General features: G+C 70.3%; 16 protein-coding genes. 9 read left to right on the top strand and 7 right to left on the bottom strand.

What is annotated here, in order from left to right:
- Positions 1 to 6: 6 nt before the first annotated feature.
- Positions 7 to 1,089, bottom strand: coding sequence for a sigma-54-dependent Fis family transcriptional regulator (locus DIE12_RS22180; RefSeq protein ID WP_124521683.1), 1,083 nt, complete (start codon positions 1,087 to 1,089; stop codon positions 7 to 9).
- Positions 1,090 to 1,437: 348 nt separating this feature from the next.
- Between DIE12_RS22180 and DIE12_RS22185 the strand changes: the two genes are divergently transcribed.
- On the top strand, positions 1,438 to 2,805 hold the full coding sequence (locus DIE12_RS22185) for a sigma-54 dependent transcriptional regulator (protein ID WP_124521811.1): 1,368 nt from the start codon (positions 1,438 to 1,440) through the stop codon (positions 2,803 to 2,805).
- 17 nt (positions 2,806 to 2,822) lie between these two features.
- On the opposite strand, the gene DIE12_RS22190 is transcribed toward DIE12_RS22185, so the two are convergent.
- Entirely contained in the window at positions 2,823 to 3,746 is a 924-nt protein-coding gene (locus DIE12_RS22190; protein ID WP_044843359.1) for a glycosyltransferase family 2 protein, read from the bottom strand.
- Positions 3,725 to 4,432, bottom strand: a complete 708-nt coding sequence (locus tag DIE12_RS22195; protein ID WP_124521687.1) for a PIG-L deacetylase family protein — start codon at positions 4,430 to 4,432, stop codon at positions 3,725 to 3,727. The genes DIE12_RS22190 and DIE12_RS22195 overlap by 22 nt, the downstream gene beginning before the upstream one ends.
- Before the next feature lie 103 nt (positions 4,433 to 4,535).
- Here DIE12_RS22195 and DIE12_RS22200 point away from each other — a divergent pair, with 103 nt between their 5' ends.
- Positions 4,536 to 6,842 carry an ATP-binding protein gene (locus DIE12_RS22200; RefSeq protein WP_124521813.1) on the top strand — a complete coding sequence of 769 codons (2,307 nt, stop codon included), beginning with the start codon at positions 4,536 to 4,538 and terminating at the stop codon, positions 6,840 to 6,842.
- Positions 6,843 to 6,915: 73 nt separating this feature from the next.
- Here the strand turns inward: DIE12_RS22200 and DIE12_RS22205 are convergent, their stop codons facing one another.
- Positions 6,916 to 7,962 (bottom strand): UDP-glucuronic acid decarboxylase family protein, encoded by a 1,047-nt coding sequence (locus DIE12_RS22205; protein ID WP_044843362.1) that lies wholly within the window; start codon positions 7,960 to 7,962, stop codon positions 6,916 to 6,918.
- The gene (locus DIE12_RS22210; protein ID WP_044843363.1) at positions 7,962 to 9,278 is read right to left on the bottom strand and encodes a glycosyltransferase family 1 protein; all 1,317 of its coding nucleotides are present in this window, start codon (positions 9,276 to 9,278) and stop codon (positions 7,962 to 7,964) included. The genes DIE12_RS22205 and DIE12_RS22210 overlap by 1 nt, the downstream gene beginning before the upstream one ends.
- Positions 9,279 to 9,520: 242 nt before the next feature.
- Here DIE12_RS22210 and DIE12_RS22215 point away from each other — a divergent pair, with 242 nt between their 5' ends.
- The 7 genes from DIE12_RS22215 to DIE12_RS22245 all read left to right on the top strand — a co-directional run bounded on the left by DIE12_RS22215 (position 9,521) and on the right by DIE12_RS22245 (position 14,267).
- Positions 9,521 to 9,943 (top strand): BON domain-containing protein, encoded by a 423-nt coding sequence (locus DIE12_RS22215; RefSeq protein WP_044843364.1) that lies wholly within the window; start codon positions 9,521 to 9,523, stop codon positions 9,941 to 9,943.
- A 25-nt stretch (positions 9,944 to 9,968) separates the two neighbouring features.
- Positions 9,969 to 10,997, top strand: coding sequence for an SDR family oxidoreductase (locus DIE12_RS22220; RefSeq protein WP_124521814.1), 1,029 nt, complete (start codon positions 9,969 to 9,971; stop codon positions 10,995 to 10,997).
- 38 nt (positions 10,998 to 11,035) lie between these two features.
- Complete coding sequence (locus tag DIE12_RS22225) at positions 11,036 to 11,335, top strand: DUF2795 domain-containing protein (RefSeq protein WP_044843366.1); 300 nt, start codon at positions 11,036 to 11,038, stop codon at positions 11,333 to 11,335.
- Between the two features lie 67 nt (positions 11,336 to 11,402).
- Complete coding sequence (locus DIE12_RS22230) at positions 11,403 to 11,969, top strand: hypothetical protein (RefSeq protein WP_124485785.1); 567 nt, start codon at positions 11,403 to 11,405, stop codon at positions 11,967 to 11,969.
- 127 nt (positions 11,970 to 12,096) lie between these two features.
- Positions 12,097 to 12,954, top strand: coding sequence for an SDR family oxidoreductase (locus DIE12_RS22235; RefSeq protein WP_044843368.1), 858 nt, complete (start codon positions 12,097 to 12,099; stop codon positions 12,952 to 12,954).
- Between the two features lie 27 nt (positions 12,955 to 12,981).
- A complete protein-coding gene (locus DIE12_RS22240; RefSeq protein ID WP_124521695.1) occupies positions 12,982 to 13,596 on the top strand; it encodes a DUF4142 domain-containing protein in 615 nt (204 codons plus the stop codon).
- Positions 13,597 to 13,655: 59 nt separating this feature from the next.
- Positions 13,656 to 14,267 (top strand): DUF892 family protein, encoded by a 612-nt coding sequence (locus tag DIE12_RS22245; protein ID WP_044843370.1) that lies wholly within the window; start codon positions 13,656 to 13,658, stop codon positions 14,265 to 14,267.
- Positions 14,268 to 14,398: 131 nt separating this feature from the next.
- Here the strand turns inward: DIE12_RS22245 and DIE12_RS22250 are convergent, their stop codons facing one another.
- Positions 14,399 to 15,727: an NRAMP family divalent metal transporter gene (locus DIE12_RS22250; RefSeq protein ID WP_124521815.1), complete on the bottom strand. Its 1,329-nt coding sequence runs from the start codon at positions 15,725 to 15,727 to the stop codon at positions 14,399 to 14,401.
- Positions 15,724 to 16,383, bottom strand: coding sequence for a UdgX family uracil-DNA binding protein (locus DIE12_RS22255; protein WP_124521817.1), 660 nt, complete (start codon positions 16,381 to 16,383; stop codon positions 15,724 to 15,726). The genes DIE12_RS22250 and DIE12_RS22255 overlap by 4 nt, the downstream gene beginning before the upstream one ends.
- Positions 16,384 to 16,523 lie beyond the last annotated feature (140 nt).

Here is a 16,523-nt window from a genome sequence, read left to right on the forward strand (position 1 = left end):
GCCCGGTTACGGGTTCGTTGCGCCCGGCGGCATACCGGCGCTCGGGCTGCCGGCCGCACCGGCGGCACCGGCGGTGCCGCCGGCGCCGCTTGCGCTGCTCGCGGCGGGCGTCGGCGCAGCCGCGCCGCTCGCCGCGTTGCGCTCGTGTTCGGGCAACAGCGCGAGCCGGTTGTACAGCGTCTTCAGGCTGATGCCGAGCGCCTTCGCGGTGCGCGGCTTGTCGCCGTTGAAATGGCGCAGCGACGCGACGATGAAGCGCTGCTGCGTATGCGCGAGCGTCGTGCCGATATGGAGCGTCATCGCGTTGTGACGCACCTCCTCGCGCGGCGGCTGGCGGCGCGGCAGCTGCAGTTCGATCTGCTCGTCGGCGAGAATGAACGCGCGCTCCAGCGCGTTGCGCAGCTCGCGCACGTTGCCGGGCCACGTATAGGCGCGCAGCGCCTTCATCGCCTGCAGCGACAGACGCTTGCGCGTGCGATGCCGCGCATTCAGCCGCTCGACGATCTGCAGCGCGATGTCGCCGACGTCGTCCTCGCGCTGCCGCAGCGCGGGCACGTGCAGCGCGATCGTCGCGATCCGGTAGAACAGATCCTCGCGCAGCCGGCCGCTGCGCACGGCCTCGACCGGATCGTGATGGGTGGCCGCGACGATCCGCACGTCGAGCGGAATCGCTTCGTGACCGCCGACGCGCACGATCGTGTTCGTCTCCAGCGTGCGCAGCAGTTTCACCTGCAATTCCGCCGGCATTTCCGCGATTTCGTCGAGAAACAGCGTGCCGCCGCGCGCGGCTTCGAACATGCCCACATGTTGCGCGATCGCGCCGGTGAAGCTGCCTTTTTCATGTCCGAACAAATGGGATTCCGCGATGTCCTTCGGGATCGCCCCGCAGTTGACGGGCACGAACGGCCCGCGCCGGCGCGGGCTCATGTCGTGGATGAGCCGCGCGACGATGTCCTTGCCGGCGCCGCTCTCGCCGACCACCAGGACGCTGACGCGCGTCGCGGCGACACGCGCTACCTTCAGCAGCAGGTCCTGAATCGTTGACGAGCGGCCGAACAGCCGCGCGCCGTCATCGTCGGATTTCGACATGAGTGTATCGAGTTGGAAGTATTGACCGAAACCGTCGAGGAGCACGCGAAAAAATGACCGCCACGCATCATTTTTTCATGTGGAAAGCATACCTTTTATGCCCGTTTCGCCGGATTGAATCTGGCAATGCGGTGGTCGACGACAGATAGATTTATTCGATGATCGGCGAAGGCACGACGCACTTCTTCTATACTTCTAGGCACGCGTTTGTCACTGCAGGACAGCTAATTTGCTCATTCGTGTGCGGTGCGGATGTGCCGCCGGGTTCCGGCGTCGTACCCCGCATCGCACGCCCGCCGCGGTTTCGGCCGACGCCTTGCGCCCGGGCCGCACCCACCAGGAGCTTCGATGCCTTATGTCCTGATCGTCGAAGACGACGCCGATACGCGAACGATGCTCGCGACCCTCGCGCAAGCGCAGCAGCTTGCATGCGACACGGCCGCGACGCTCGAAGAAGCGCGCACGCTCGTCTCGACGCACACCCCCGATCTCGTGTTGTGCGATCTCGTGCTGCCGGACGGCAACGGCATGGATCTGTTCGACGCGTTGCCGAAGCGCGCGCATTGCGAAATGGTGCTGACCACCGGTCACGCGAGCCTCGAAACCGCGATCGACGCATTGCGGCGCGGCGCGACCGACTATCTGGTGAAGCCGATCAACATGCAGCGGCTGAACAGCATCTTCGCGCGCGTGCCGCGCACCACCGCACTGCATGAGGAAATCGCCGAACTGCGCTCCGAACTGAAGCGTCTCGGCCGCTTCGGCCGGATGCTCGGCAGCTCGCCCGCGATGCAGGCCGTCTACGATGCGATCGGTCGCGTCGCGCGCACCGAGGCGTCGGTGCTGCTCACCGGCGAGTCGGGCACCGGCAAGGAACTCGCCGCGCAGACGGTGCACGACCTGAGCCTGCGCCGCCGCGGCCCGTTCCTCGCGGTGAACTGCGGCGCGATCGCCGCGAATCTCGTCGAGAGCGAAATGTTCGGCCACGACCGCGGCAGCTTCACCGGCGCCGAGCGGCAGCACAAGGGCTTCTTCGAACGCGCGGACGGCGGCACGCTGTTCCTCGACGAAATCACCGAGATGCCGGTCGAATCGCAGGTCAAGCTGCTGCGCGTGCTGGAAACCGGGCGGCTCACGCGGCTCGGCTCGACGCGCGAGATCGACGTCGACGTGCGCATCGTCGCGGCGACCAACCGCGATCCGGAAGCCGCGATGGCCGACGGCAAGCTGCGGCCCGACCTCTATCACCGGATCAACGTGTTCCCGATTCCGCTGCCGTCGCTGAGCGAGCGCGGCGACGACATCCCGATGCTCGCCGACGCGTTCCTGCAGCACTACAACGAGGAAAGCGGCCGCAATCTGCGCTTTGCGCCCGCCGCGCGCGAAGCGCTGAAGTCCTACGCATGGCCCGGCAACGTGCGCGAGCTGCGCAACTTCGTGCAGCGAGCGAGCATCTTCGCCGACGCGGACGTGATCGACACGCTGCCGCCGCCGATCATGGACGAACTGTCGAACATGGTCGACGCGCACGAGGATCGCGTGACGGTGCCGTTCGGCACGCCGCTCGAGGAAGTCGACCACAAGCTGATTCTCGGCACGATCGCGAAATGCGGCGGCGTGAAGGCGCAGGCGGCCGAAGTGCTGGACGTGAGCCTGAAGACGATCTACAACCGGCTCGCGCAACTGGAAGACGAAGCGGAAAAACCGGACTCCTGATGTCATGCCGGGCGCGCTCATGCGCGCCCGCCCGCGCGGCGACGCGCGTCGTCGTCGAGCCGGCGGCGCATGCGTTCGACGTGCGGCGGCAGCGCGCACCGTTCGCGCAGGATCCACGGCAGGCCCGCGAAGGCGGGCACGATGCCGCGTTCGCGCCACAGGCGCGGCAGCATGCGGACGGTATGCGCGAGCGCGGCGCGGGCCGGCCATCTGAGCCACGCGGTCCACACCGCGTTGCGGGCGGACACGCTCGCGCGCGTCTGCACGTCGCGTTGCTTCGAAGGGTAATGATGAACCGTCAGACGCGGTGCATAGACGAGCCACGCGCCCGCGCGATACAGGTCGAGCGCGAGCAGCGCTTCCTCGCCGCCGAGGAAGTAGCGCGGATGATAGCCGCCCGCGGCCACGAACGCGTCGCGCCGGAATGCGCTCGCGCCGGCCAGCAGCCCGAGGATCGGGCGGCCCGGCAGCGCGACGGGCGCATCGAGCGGGCTGTCGGCCATCAGCCGGCAGGTCGGGTCTTCGCGCCGGTCGGGGCCGACCAGCACGCGCGCGGTGACGGCCGCGACATGCGGGTACGCATCGAGCAGGTTCGCGGCTTCGGCGAGCGAACCGGGCGCCCACCACGTGTCGTCGTCGCAGAACGCGACGTGGCGCGTGCGGGCGACGGCCGCGCCGAGGTTGCGGCCGGCGGCCCCGAGATTGGCCGGCGCATGCACCAGCGTCGCATGAGGAAAGCGGCTGTGCATGAGCGCCGCGGTCGCGTCGTCCGAGCCGTTGTCGACGACGACGATCGCCGGCCGGTCGGGCAGCGCGGAGAGCCGCGCCAGCGTGCGCGCGAGCTCCAGCGAGCGCCGGCAGGTCAGCACCACCGCGGTCACGCGTGGTTCGCGCGGCGGCAGCACGACACGCGCGGGCGTCACGCGGACGTGCCGTCGCATTCGAGCCGCCAGTATGTTTCGGGTTCACGGAGATCGGCACGCATATGAGGCTCCAACAGCGCAATCTGGCTCGCATACGCGTCGACGGCAGCGGCCTTCGCTGCCGCCGCGTCCATGCCGTTGCCGCCCGGCGCGCCGACCGGGTGGCCGATCCAGCCGTGCTCGCGCCAGCCGGTCACGCGCCGGGCCATCAACCCGTCGATCCGCCGGTACGGCACATCCTCGTAGAAGCGCCACACGCGCGCTGCGTCGCCGGCCCGGCCGTGATCGCGCAGCAGTGCCAGCACGGCCCGCTGCACCTGCAGGTGATCGCGATGGAACAGGCCGGCCGGCGCCAGCACGCCGAAGCCCGGGTGCGCGTCGATCGCGTCGGCCACGCGCGCGGCGATTGCCGCCGACGCGGCCGGCGTGCCGTACTGGTCGTCGAGGAAGTCGAGCCAGACGGGCCGCGCATCGAGCAGCGCGAGCGCATGACGGTCCTCGTCGCGGCGCCTGCGCATCGCGTCGTCGGCCGTGCGGAATCCCGCGCGACGGTCCCACGGCGGCGCGGCCGTACCGTGTTCCGGAATGCCCGCGAACACCGTGACGACGACCGAGCCCGGTGCCTGCGCGAGCAGCTGCCCGCAACTGAATACGGCGTCGTCGAGGTGCGGCGAGACGACGAGCCAGCGTGTCGGAGCGGTCATGGTATGAAGGTCTCCCAGGTCAGCACAGGCGGCCGAGCAGGTGACGTGCCCGTCCGGCTGCGCGTGGCCGGCTGCCGCCGGCGGGTCGGCAGGAGCGTGTCCGATGTTTGAATTTGCACGGCCGCAGGTCGGAAATTACGCAACCGCCGTGATGTTCGTCGCGATCGCCACCGTGCTGCAGGCGCTGGCGATCCGCTTCGGCGGCGTGAACCTGTCGCTGATCCTGTACTACCCGATGCTGGCCGGCGCGGCCTGGGTGACGTCGTTCCTGTTCGGGATCGTGTCGACCGTGGTCAGCGGGCTGCTGATCTGGACGCTGTTCCTGTCCGATCCGGCCGCGTACACCGGGCCGCTGTCGGCCCGGCTCGTGCAGCTCTTCGTCTTCCTGCTGGTCGGCATGCTGGTCTGCGCGGGCGCGGCGATGCTGCACCACGCGCGGCTCACGAATGACGTCGCGCGCCGGCGTGACGCGGCCGCGCGGCGGCAGCTCGAAGCCGTGCTGCAGTCGCTGCCGCACGGCGTGATCGCGACCGACGGGAAAGGCCGGGTGACTTACCTGAATGTGGTGGCGGCCGAGCTGGCAGGCTGCGGCGTGGACGAGGCGACGGGCCGGCCCGTGAGCGACGTGCTGCGCCTGTTCGATCACGACGGCCGGCGCGTGCAGGCCACGCCGCTCGAGCGGGCGCTCGGCGGCGTGCATGCGTTGTCCGACCGGCACTGGCTGCACGGCGCGGCCGGCAGCACGCCGGTGCCGATCGCCGAGGCGGCGGCGCCGATCGCCGATGCGGACGGCAACATCGACGGCGCGGTGCTGCTGTTCTGCGATGCCGGCGTGGCGCGCGCGCGCGCCGACAAGTCGCGGCTGCAGCTCGCGGTCGTCGAGGCATCGCCGGACGCGATCGTCGGGGTCGACGGCCAGGGCCGCATCGTCAGCTGGAACCCGGCCGCGCAGCGGATCTTCGGGTACGACGAGTCCGAGGCCTACGGGCGCCCGTTCGAATCGCTCGTCGCGATGCGCTGGCTGCAGCGCAATCCGTTGGCCGAAACGTTCGACGCGATGCGCGAACCGGTCGGCCCGCTCGAACTGCTGTGCGTGCGCCGCGACGGCCGGCGCTTTCGCGCAACGGTGTCCGCATGCCCGGTGCGCGGCGACCTGCGCGCCAGCGTCGCGCTGTCGCTGACGCTGCGCGAGACCGGCGCACAGCGCCGCCGCGACCTGCGCGCGCACCGCTCGCTGCAGGGCGCGCGCGACGCGCGCGACCAGGCCGATACGTCGAACCGCCTGAAGGACGAATTGCTCGCGACCGTGTCGCACGAACTGCGCACGCCGCTGAACGTGATCTACGGCTGGGTCGAGGTGCTGCGCAATTCGCGCGAAGAAGGATTGCAGCAGCAGGCGATCGACGCGATCGATCGCAGCGCGCGTTCGCTCACGCGCATGGTCGGCGACATCCTCGACGCATCGTCGCTCGCGACCGGCAAGCTGCGGATCGATTCGATGCCGGTGGACGTGGTGCGCCTGTTCGCCGATGCGACGGGCACGTTCCAGACGGCCGCGTCGTCGGCCGGCATCGCGCTCGAATTCGACTGCGCCACGTCCACATGCGTGGTGTCGGGCGACGCGGAGCGCTTGCGGCAGATGCTGTCGAACCTCGTGTCGAACGCGCTGAAATTCACGCCGGCCGGCGGCGCGGTGACGGTCACGCTGTCGCGCGACGCCGGGCACGCGATGCTGACCGTCGCCGATACCGGGCAAGGCATCGCGCCGGATTTCATCCCGTACGTGTTCGACATGTTCCGCCGCGCGGACGAGTCGCCTGCCTCGTCGCGGCGCGGGCTCGGGCTCGGCCTGTCGATCGTGCGGCATATCGCCGAGCTGCACGGCGGCACGGTCAGCGTCGCGAGCCCGGGCCGCAATCGCGGCGCCACGTTCACCGTGACGTTGCCGGCCGGCTGGCAGCCGGCGGGGGCGATGGCGTGGAGCGTCACGCCGGACGACGTCGCGCGCGGTACGCCGATGCTCGAGTCGCAGCGCATCCTGATCGTCGACGACGACCCGACCACGCGTGCGAGCCTGACCGCCGCGCTGGCGACGCTCGGTGCGGTCGTCGCGGTCGCGTCGTCGGGCCGTGACGCGCTCGCCATCGTCGCGGAGGTGAAGCCGACCGTCGTGCTGTCCGATCTGGCGATGTCCGACGGCGACGGCTTCTGGCTGCTCGATGCGTTGCGCCGCGGCGGCGCGAACGGCGGCAGCCCGCCCAACCTGCGCGTGCTCGCGGTCACCGCGCACGCGGGCCTCGGCGACGAACGCCGTGCGCTCGAAGCGGGCTTCGACGGCTATCTGTGCAAGCCGGTCGACGTGCGCGAGCTGGCCCGCCGGATCGCGCGCGTGACGACGCGCGACGGCTGACGCGCGTCGGCCGATGCGCGGCGCCCGTCGCCCCGGGCGCGCGACGACGCAGCGTCGTGTCACGTCGTGCCGTTCACGTCGCCGCCCCCGGCCGGTTCCGTGTGCTGATCTGCGCGAGCATGTGCGACGCGATCCGCGTGCTGCGCACGAGATCGCCCGGCGTGTGATTCGCGACCTGCCGATGGATGAAATACCGCGCGGTATGCGCGAGCCCGCTCGCGAGCGGCGTCGTCGCGCGCCAGCCGAGGCGCCGGTGCGCGGCGTCGAGATCGGGCCGGCGCTGACGCGGATCGTCGGACGGCAACGGACGGAACTCGATCGCGACCGTCGCGCCGACGATCCTCACGACCTCGCGCGCCACGTCGATCATCGCGATCTCGTCGTCGCTGCCGAGGTTCACCGGCTCGCAGGCGTCGCCGGGTTCGTCCATCAGCCGGATCAGCGCATCGACCATGTCGTCGACATAGCAGAACGAGCGCGTCTGCCTGCCGTCGCCGTAGACGGTCAATGCTTCGCCGGCCAGCGCCTGCGTGATGAAGTTCGACACGACGCGCCCGTCGGCCGGATGCATGCGCGGCCCGTACGTGTTGAAGATCCGCGCGATCCGCACGTCGACGCCGTACTGGCGGTGATAGTCCATGAACAGCGTTTCCGCGCAGCGCTTGCCTTCGTCGTAGCACGCGCGGATGCCGATCGGGTTCACGCGGCCGCAGTAGCGCTCGTCCTGCGGATGCACGTCGGGATCGCCGTACACTTCGCTCGTCGATGCCTGCAGGATGCGCGCCTTCACGCGCTTCGCTAGGCCGAGCAGGTTGATCGCGCCATGCACGCTGGTCTTGGTCGTCTGCACCGGGTCGCGCTGATAGTGCACGGGGGACGCAGGGCATGCGAGGTTGTAGATTTCATCGACCTCGACGTACAGCGGAAACGTCACGTCGTGCCGCATCAGCTCGAAGTTCGGCGCATCGCGCAGGTGCGCGATGTTGTCCTTCGCGCCCGTGTAGAAATTGTCGACGCACAGCACGTCGTGCCCGGCCGTCACGAGGCGTTCGCACAGATGCGAACCGAGAAACCCGGCGCCGCCGGTGACGAGTACCCGTTTGCGATCGTAGCCCTTCATCATGCATTCTCCTTGCGGTGGGCGAGTACGCCCGGCGTGGTCGCGACGGGCGTGCGGCGGCTGCCGGCCGCCGTGCCGGCACGTTGCGGATGCGCGACGTCGCGGTAGATGTCGACGAGGCGGTCGGTCACGCCGCGCCATGTGTAGAAGCGGTGGGCGCGCAGATAACCGGCCCGGCCGAGCGCATCGCACAGCGCCGGTTGCGCGCGCAGCTGCACGAGCCGCCCGGCGAGCGCGGCCGGGTCGCGCGGCGGCACCAGGTAGCCGGTGACGCCGTCGTCGACCGTCGTACGAATGCCGCCGACGTCGCTGCCGATCACCGGCGCGGCACATGCCATCGCCTCGACCGGCGTGATGCCGAACGGCTCGTACCACGGCGTCGTCACGAAGACGTCCGCCGCGCTGTAGTACAGGTGCAGCGCGTCGCGCTCGCGCCGGCCCACGAACGTCACGCGTTCCGCGATGCCGGCGTCGTGCGCGAGCGCGGCGAGGCGTGCGAGTTCCGGATCGCGCGCCGGGTCGGGTGTCGCGTGGCTGCCGCCGACGATGTAGAGCCGCGTCGGCCGGTTCGGGTCACGTGGCATCCGCGCGAGCGCGTCGATCACGGTGTCGATGCCCTTGCGCGGCACGAGCCGCCCGAGCTGCAGCACGACGAATGCATCGTGGGGCCAGCCGAGCCGCGCACGCGCATCGACGCGCGGCACCGGCCGGAATTCACCCGCATCGAACCCGCAGGGCACGATCTCGATGCGCGCGGCGTCGGCGCGATAGTGCGTGGTCAGGTCGAGCGCATCCTGCGGGCACTCGGCGATCAGCCGGTCCGAGCGGCGCGCGAGCGTGTCCTCGATCGCGAAGCGTTCGTCGGGGAAACCGTCGGCCGCGCCCTGATGCAGCCGGCGCACGCGGCCGAGCGCATGGAACGTCATGACGAGCGGAATCCCGAGACGCTGCTTCACGCGCAGCGCGGCCTCGCCCGACATGAAGAAGTTCGCGTGCATCACGTCGACGGGGTCGGGCTCGCGCCGCATGCGCGCGGTCATGTAGTCCGCGAACGCACCCATGTACGGCAGCAGCCGTTCCTTCGGCACGGCGGCGGGCGGCCCGGCCGGTACGTGGATCACGCGCATGCGCGGGCCGATCTGCACGACTTCCGGCAGGTGCGGATCGTCGCAGCGGGTGTAGACGTCGACGTCGAGGTCGCGCTCGGCCAACTGCTTCGCGACGTTCGCGACGTAGATGTTCTGGCCGCCCGCGTCCACGCCGCCGATCACCCCCAGCGGTGACGCATGTTCACTGATCAACGCGATTCTTTGCATGGTAGTGCTCCCGAGGTCGGGGCCCGCGCCGGCGAGCCCCGTTGCGTCCCTCTGCGGCAATCGCCATGCCCGTCACTTTGCGGGCGGCACGCCCCGCCCAGGTGCCGAAAAAATTACAACGGGTTGGATGAAAGGGCGTCCGATCGGCGGGCCGAGCGGGGATGCGGCCGGTTGCGCGCGGCACGCGATTTGCGACACCCGGACGTCCGCCGGCCACGCCGGCCTCACGATAGGAGGTCACGATGAAGGTATTCCCGCTGCAAGCCCGCGCACCGCGATTCCGCCGTCATCCCGCCAGCCGTCTCGGCATGGCGGTCGCGATCGCCGCGGCCACCGCCTGTATCGCCGTCGCGCCGAATGTGTTCGCCGCCGGAGACGACGGCTCGGCATCGTCATCCATGTCGTCGTCGTCATCGTCGTCGATGACGCATTCGAGCACCGGCACGAAAATCCGCGACGCGACCATCACGACCAAGGCGAAGGCCGAGCTGGTCGGCACGAGCGGCCTGTCGGCCGGCGACATTCACGTGAAGACGCGTCACGGCGTCGTGATGCTGACCGGCAGCGTGCCGGACGAGCAGCAGCGCACGCAGGCCGTCGGCGTGGTCAGGCAGATCGACGGCGTGCAGGACGTGCGCGACCAGCTGACCATCCGCCCGAAATAACCGGCCCCGCAGAAGGAGTCCAGTGATGAACTGCATGCTCAAACCGGTCGGCGAGCAGACGATCGTGATCACGGGCGCCACCAGCGGCATCGGCCTCGTCACCGCGCGCAAGGCGGCACGGCGCGGGGCGAAGCTGGTGCTGTTCGCGCGCAACGCGGACGCGCTGAACACGCTGTGCGAGGAAATCCGCCAGCACGGCGGCCTCGCGGTGCCGGTCGCCGGCGACGTCGGCATTCTCGAGGACCTGCAGCGCGCGGCCGCGACGGCGGCTGATACCTATGGCGGCTTCGACACCTGGGTCAACAACGCGGGCGTGTCGATCTTCGGCACGGCGGCGGCGGTGCCGCTCGAGGATCAGCGCCGGCTGTTCGACACCAACTACTGGGGTGTCGTGCACGGCTCGCTCGTCGCGTCGGATCATTTCCGGCGCAAGAGCGATTTCCACGGCGGCGCGATCATCAACATGGGCAGCGAGGCGTCCGACGCGCCGGTGCCGCTGCAGAGCGCGTATGCGGCATCGAAGCACGCGGTGAAGGGTTTCACCGATTCGCTGCGCCTCGAGCTCGAGTCCGATCGCCTGCCGGTGTCCGTCACGCTGATCAAGCCGGCCGCGATCGACACGATGTTCGTGATGCACGCGAAGAACTACATGAACGTCGAGGCGCGGCTGCCGCCGCCTATCTACGACCCGGAGCTCGTCGCCGACGCGATCCTGTTCGCGGCGGCGCACCCGCGCCGCGCGCTGTTCGTCGGCGGTGCCGCGAAGCTCACGTCGGCCGGCGCGTATCACGCGCCGCGCCTGTTCGATCGCATCGCGGCCACGCTGTTCTCGCGCGGCCAGCGCACGGTGCGCCCCGCGCGGCCGCGCGACGACAACGCGCTGTACGAGTCCCGCCATGCGCTGCACGAGCGCGAAGGGATGGACGGGCCCGTGCTGCGCGCTTGCGCATACAACGCGGTGGTGCAGCGGCCGAAGGTCGCGGGCGCGGTCGCGCTGGGCGCGGCGGCGCTGATGGTTGCCGCGTTCGCGCGGTCGCGGCGCAGCCCGACGTAATGGCGTGCCTTTCCGTTTTTCAATCGAAGGAGGTTTCCATGTCATCCCGACAACATACGGGCCACGAATACAGCCACGCGCGCGCGCATGAAGGCGAGCGCGAGCAGCAGGATCACGACAAGGGCGGCCACCAGAGCGGGCACGGCAAGGCGCCGAGCCCGGTCGACGTGCAGAAGGCGCTGAAGGGGATGGACTATCCGGCGAGCAAGGCGGAGGTGGTCGAGTGCGCGGAGCGCTCGCATGCCGACCCGCGCGTACTCGACATGCTCAGGCAGATCCCCGACCGGGAATACGGCACGCCGGCATCGGTATCGAAGGAACTCGGGCGGCTCATGTGAGCGCCCCCGCGTCGCGTCGCGCCCGCGCTCGCGTGCGCGGCACCCTACGGCCACGAGGAGCACGACCATGGCGATGATCGTCGCAGGCCGCTTCACGACGTTCGATGAAGCGGAAGGTGGGGCGCGCCACCTTTACGAGCGCGCGTTCGGCCCGGACGACGTGTCGATCTTCTTCCTGAACCCGGGCGGCCAGCACGCGCGCTTTCCGATCGGCGGCGACGTGTATGCCGATACGGCCGCGAAGCCCGGCGGGCGCGGCGCGCTGGTCGGCGCGCTGCGCGGGCTGCTGATCGGCGCGATCGTCGGGCTGATCGTCTATGCGTTCGGCGTGCGCTACTGGTTCGTGCCGGCCGCCGGTGCGCTCGCCGGTGCCTATCTCGGTGCGTTCGGCGGCGCGCTCGGCCGGATGCGCGGCGAGCAGGCCGAAGGCAAGGGCGCGCTCGCGAAGACCGAAACCGGCGTGATCCTGGCCGCGCGCGTGACGTCGACGACCGCGGCCACCGCGGAAGACGTGCTGCGTGCGACCGGTGCGCAAGCGATCGAACGTGTCGAAGGCGACTGGCAGGACGGCGAATGGCGCGACTTCGATCCGGTGCGCCGGCCGGACGGCACGACGCAGGGCACGCCGCGCTGAGCATGCCGTTTCTGCACGCGCTTGCAACGCGGCGCGCGGCGCGCGGGCATCGCGCGTGCACCGGGCCGGGCCGCCGCGCGGCATGCCGCTTGCGACGTCTCGCCGACACCCGTTCAAGGAGGAACCCATGACGACGGCAAAGACCCTGCCACCCCAGGAACAGGCCCGGCAGCCAGGCACCGAGCGGGACATGCATCCGAAGCCGCGCGACGAGGCGGCCGACTACGTCGGCAGCGGCAGGCTCGCCGGCAAGGTCGCGCTCGTGACGGGCGGCGACAGCGGGATCGGCCGCGCGGTCGCGATCGGTTTCGCGAAGGAGGGCGCGGACGTCGCGATCGTCTACCTGAACGAATCCGACGATGCCGCGCACACGAAGCGCCTGATCGAGCAGGCGGGCCGGCGCTGCGAGGCCATCGCTTGCGACGTCGGCGACCGCCGGCAGGCGCGCGATGCCGTCGCGCGCACGGTCGAGCGGCTGGGGCGCCTCGACGTGCTGGTCAACAACGCGGGCGAACAGCATCCGCAGCCGGGCATCGAGGACGTGACCGAGGAACAGCTCGAGCGCACGTTCCGCACGAACGTGTACGGCATGTTCTTCTGCACGCAGGCCGCGCTGCCGCACATGAAAGCGGGCGGGCGCATCGTCAACACCGCGTCGGTGACCGCGTATCACGGCAGCCCGAAGCTGCCCGACTACTCGGCGACCAAGGGCGCGATCGTCGCGTTCACGCGTTCGCTGTCGATCGAGCTGGCCGAGCGCGACATTCGCGTGAACGCCGTCGCGCCGGGGCCGATCTGGACGCCGCTGATCCCGTCGACCTTCACCGCCGAACAGGTCGCGACGTTCGGCTCGAACGTGCCGCTCAAGCGGCCGGGGCAGCCGGACGAGCTGATCGGCTGCTATGTGCTGCTCGCGTCGGACGGCGCGAGCTACATGACGGGACAGACCTTGCATCCGAACGGCGGCTCGATCGTCGGCGGGTGACGATCGAGCCACACCAGGAGAAAGCGCATGAAACAACCCAACTGGACGATCGCGGCGCTCGCCGCGGGCGTACTCGCCATGGCGGGGCTCGCGCAGGCACAGGCGCCGAGCGAGCCGCCCGCGTCGAATTCGCATGTGCCGGGCGGCGTGATCAACCCGTCGTCGGGCGCCGCCGGCGCGGGCGATCCGGGCATCGCGAAGACGCCGCAGCGCGGCGATGCGGAATTCGTCGACAAGGCCGCGCTGGCCGGCAAGGCCGAAGTGCAGGCGAGCCAGCTCGCGTTGAAGCAGGCGCAGTCGCCGGACGTGCGCGCGTTCGCGCAACGCATGGTGGCCGACCACGGCAAGGCGAACGCGAAGCTCGACGAGGTCGCCGCGCGCGCGGGCATGAAGCCGCAGGTCGAGCAGATCCACGACCCGGACGTCGAAGCGCTGCGCGGCAAGAGCGGACACGACTTCGACACGGCGTATGTGGCCGCGGCTGGCCCGGACGCGCACAAGAAGGCGGTCGCACTGTTCGAAGAAGAGGCGCGCGGCGGCCAGGACGCGCAGCTGCGGGCGTTCGCGACCGCCGCGCTGCCGACGCTCAGGCATCACCTGAGCATGGCGGAAGCACTTCAGCGCAAGGTGGGCGCGCAGTAACGCGTGCCCGGTTCAACCCCAGGGCCGCGCGGGCGGCCCGTTTTTTCGGAGAAGCAGTCATGGGCCAACGGCAATCGAAGCACGAAGGCATCCTGGCGTTGCTGTGCCAGGCATACGAAACCGAGCTCGGCGGCGCGAAGATCTACGAGGCCGCGCTCAAGTGTGCGACCGACGAGGACCTGCACAAGGAATGGGAGAAGTACCACCGCGAAACGATGCATCACCAGGAAGTGCTGCGCAAGGTATTCGACACGCTCGGCCTCGATCCGGATACGCAGTCGCCGGGGCGCGCCGCCGTCGCGGCGACCGGCAAGTCGCTCGTCCAGGTGATCGAGCAGGCGAAGAAGCAGGCCGACCCGGCGGTCGCGCAGATCGTCGCGGCCGAGTGCGTGGTGCTCGCCGAGACGAAGGACCACCTGAACTGGGAGCTGATCGGCTATGCGGCCGACCAGTTGCGCGATCGCGACGCGGCGAAGGCGCTGAAGGCCGCGCACGACGAGGTGGAGGCGGACGAGGACCATCACCTGTATCACACCCGCGGCTGGGCGCGCGAGATGTGGATCGACTCGATGGGCTTCAAGGCGGTGCTGCCGCCGCCGGAAGAAGTGAAGAAGGTCGAGTCGGCGGCCGATGCGGCGCGGGCCGAAAAGTCGCGCGGCAAGATGATGTGACGCTGCCGGTCGGGCAGCCGGGCGACGCCGCTCGCGCGGCGTGCCCGGTTGCCACCCGACCCTCAGGGGCGTTCGCTTTCCACGCCGTCCGTCACGCGTGAACGGTTGCAGGCGCAACCATGCCGCCCCAATCAGCTCAAGCTCAGCATGTCCGCGGCCATCACGACCACCGATGCCGCCATCAGCGCGACCGCCAGCCACCCGAACACCTTCGACGCGATGCCGCTGCCCGGCTGGCCGGCCGCATCGCGCCGCTGCGACAGCAGCATCACGAGCACCAGCATCGGCACTGCCGCGACGCCGTTGAGCACCGCGCTCCAGTACAACGCCTTGATCGGATCGACCGGGCTGAAGCAGATCGCGATGCCGACGACCACGCAGCCGGCCAGTACCGCATAGAACGCGGGTGCGCGCCGCACCGGTTCGTTCAGCCCTTCGCGGAACCGCCACGCCTCCGCGCAACCGTATGCGGCGCTGCCCGCGAACGCGGGGATCGCGAGCAGCCCGCAGCCGACGATGCCGAACGCGAACACGACGAATGCCGCCTCGCCGGCGATCGGGCGCAGCGCCTCGGCAGCCTGCGCGGTGGAGCCGATGTCGTGCTTGCCGTGCGAGAAGAACACCGCCGCGCCGATCACCATGATGCAGAACGACACCGCGTTGGTGACGATCATCCCGGTCCAGGTGTCGAACGTGATGCGCCGCCCGGTTTCACGGCGCACGCCGGGCGTGCACGCGGTGTCGCCGTTGCGGCGCTCGGCCTGGGTTTCCTCGACTTCGAGCGCGGCCTGCCATACGAACAGGTACGGGCTCAGCGTCGTGCCGAGCACCGCGACCGCCGTCGTCGCATAGTCGTGCCTGAACGCGATGTGCGGCAGGACGATCGCGTGCAGCAGGCCGCGCCAGTCGATGTGCACGAAGCCGAGTTCGAGCACGTAGGCGAGCAGGCCGAACGTCATCCATTTGAGCCAGCGCGCGTAGCGTTCGTAGGACAGCAGCACCTGCAGCGCGAGCGACGCGATGCCGTAGACGGGCGCATACCAGTAGCTGCGGCCGCCGGCGACGAGCGCGGTCGCATCACCCATCGCGGCGAGGTCGGCGCCGACGTTCACGACATTGACGATCACCACCATGACGATCAGGGCCTTGGCGAGGCGGACGGAGAACTGCTCGCGGATGCCGGCCACGAGGCCTTCGCGGTTGGCGCGCCCGATGAATGCCGCCGCGAGCTGCACGGCCACCATCATCGGCAGCGTGATCACGATCATCCACAGCATGTGGAAGCCGAACTGGCTGCCGGCCTGCGCATAGACGGCGACGTTGCTCGGATCGGCGTCGGACGCGCCCGCGAGCAGGCCGGGGCCGAGCCGCCGGTACCAGGGCTTCGCGGCGGTGGTGGCGGCCGGGTCGGTTGTGGCGGCCGGGGTGTCGCGCGACGCGCCGCCGCGCAGGTTGCTCATTCGGCGTCTCCGGATGCCTCGTGCGCGCCGCCGTTGCCGCGCGCGAGGCGCGACGCGGTGCGCAGCGCGTCGACGAGCGTCCGGTACGCATGCTCGCGCGAATCGGCGCCGCGCGTGCGCAGCACGTAGGACGGGTGATAGGTCGCGACGACGAGACAGCCATCCGGCGAGCGCACCGGCTTGCGCGTGCGCTCCACCGTCGCGTCGTTGTCCTGCAGCACCGCGCGCAGCGCCGTCGCGCCGAGCGCGACGATCACGCGCGGGTTCACCGCGCCGAGCTCGCGTTCGAGCCAGTAGCGGCAGGCGGCGACCTCGCGCTGCGCGGGCGTCTTGTGCAGCCGCCGCTTGCCGCGCGGTTCCCATTTGAAGTGCTTGACCGCGTTGGTCAGGTAGACGCTCGTGCGTGCGATACCGGCCTCGTCGAGCGCGCGGTCGAGCATGCGGCCCGCCGCGCCGACGAACGGGATGCCCGCGCGGTCCTCCTGGTCGCCCGGCTGTTCGCCGACCAGCATGATGCGTGCGTCGACGGGCCCGGCGCCGGGCACCGGCTGGGTCGCATGTTCCCACAGCCCGCAGCGGCGGCAGGCGTCGAGCGTGGCCGGTGTGTCGGCGGCGGCCGGGACCGCCGCCGGTTTCGTGCTCGCGTCGCGCTTCATGCCAGTCCTCCGGTGCAGGCCGACGCCGCGCGCGCGAAGCGGCATGCTCGGGCGCGCGCGACAGGCCGATCGAAGGCGTTGCCGGGGCGGAACATCGGCAGTGTGTGCATCGGCGGCTCCCGTATCGTCGATATCGACGA

It is taken from the genome of Burkholderia sp. Bp9015 (genome assembly GCF_003853505.1).
Taxonomy (GTDB): Bacteria; Pseudomonadota; Gammaproteobacteria; order Burkholderiales; family Burkholderiaceae; genus Burkholderia.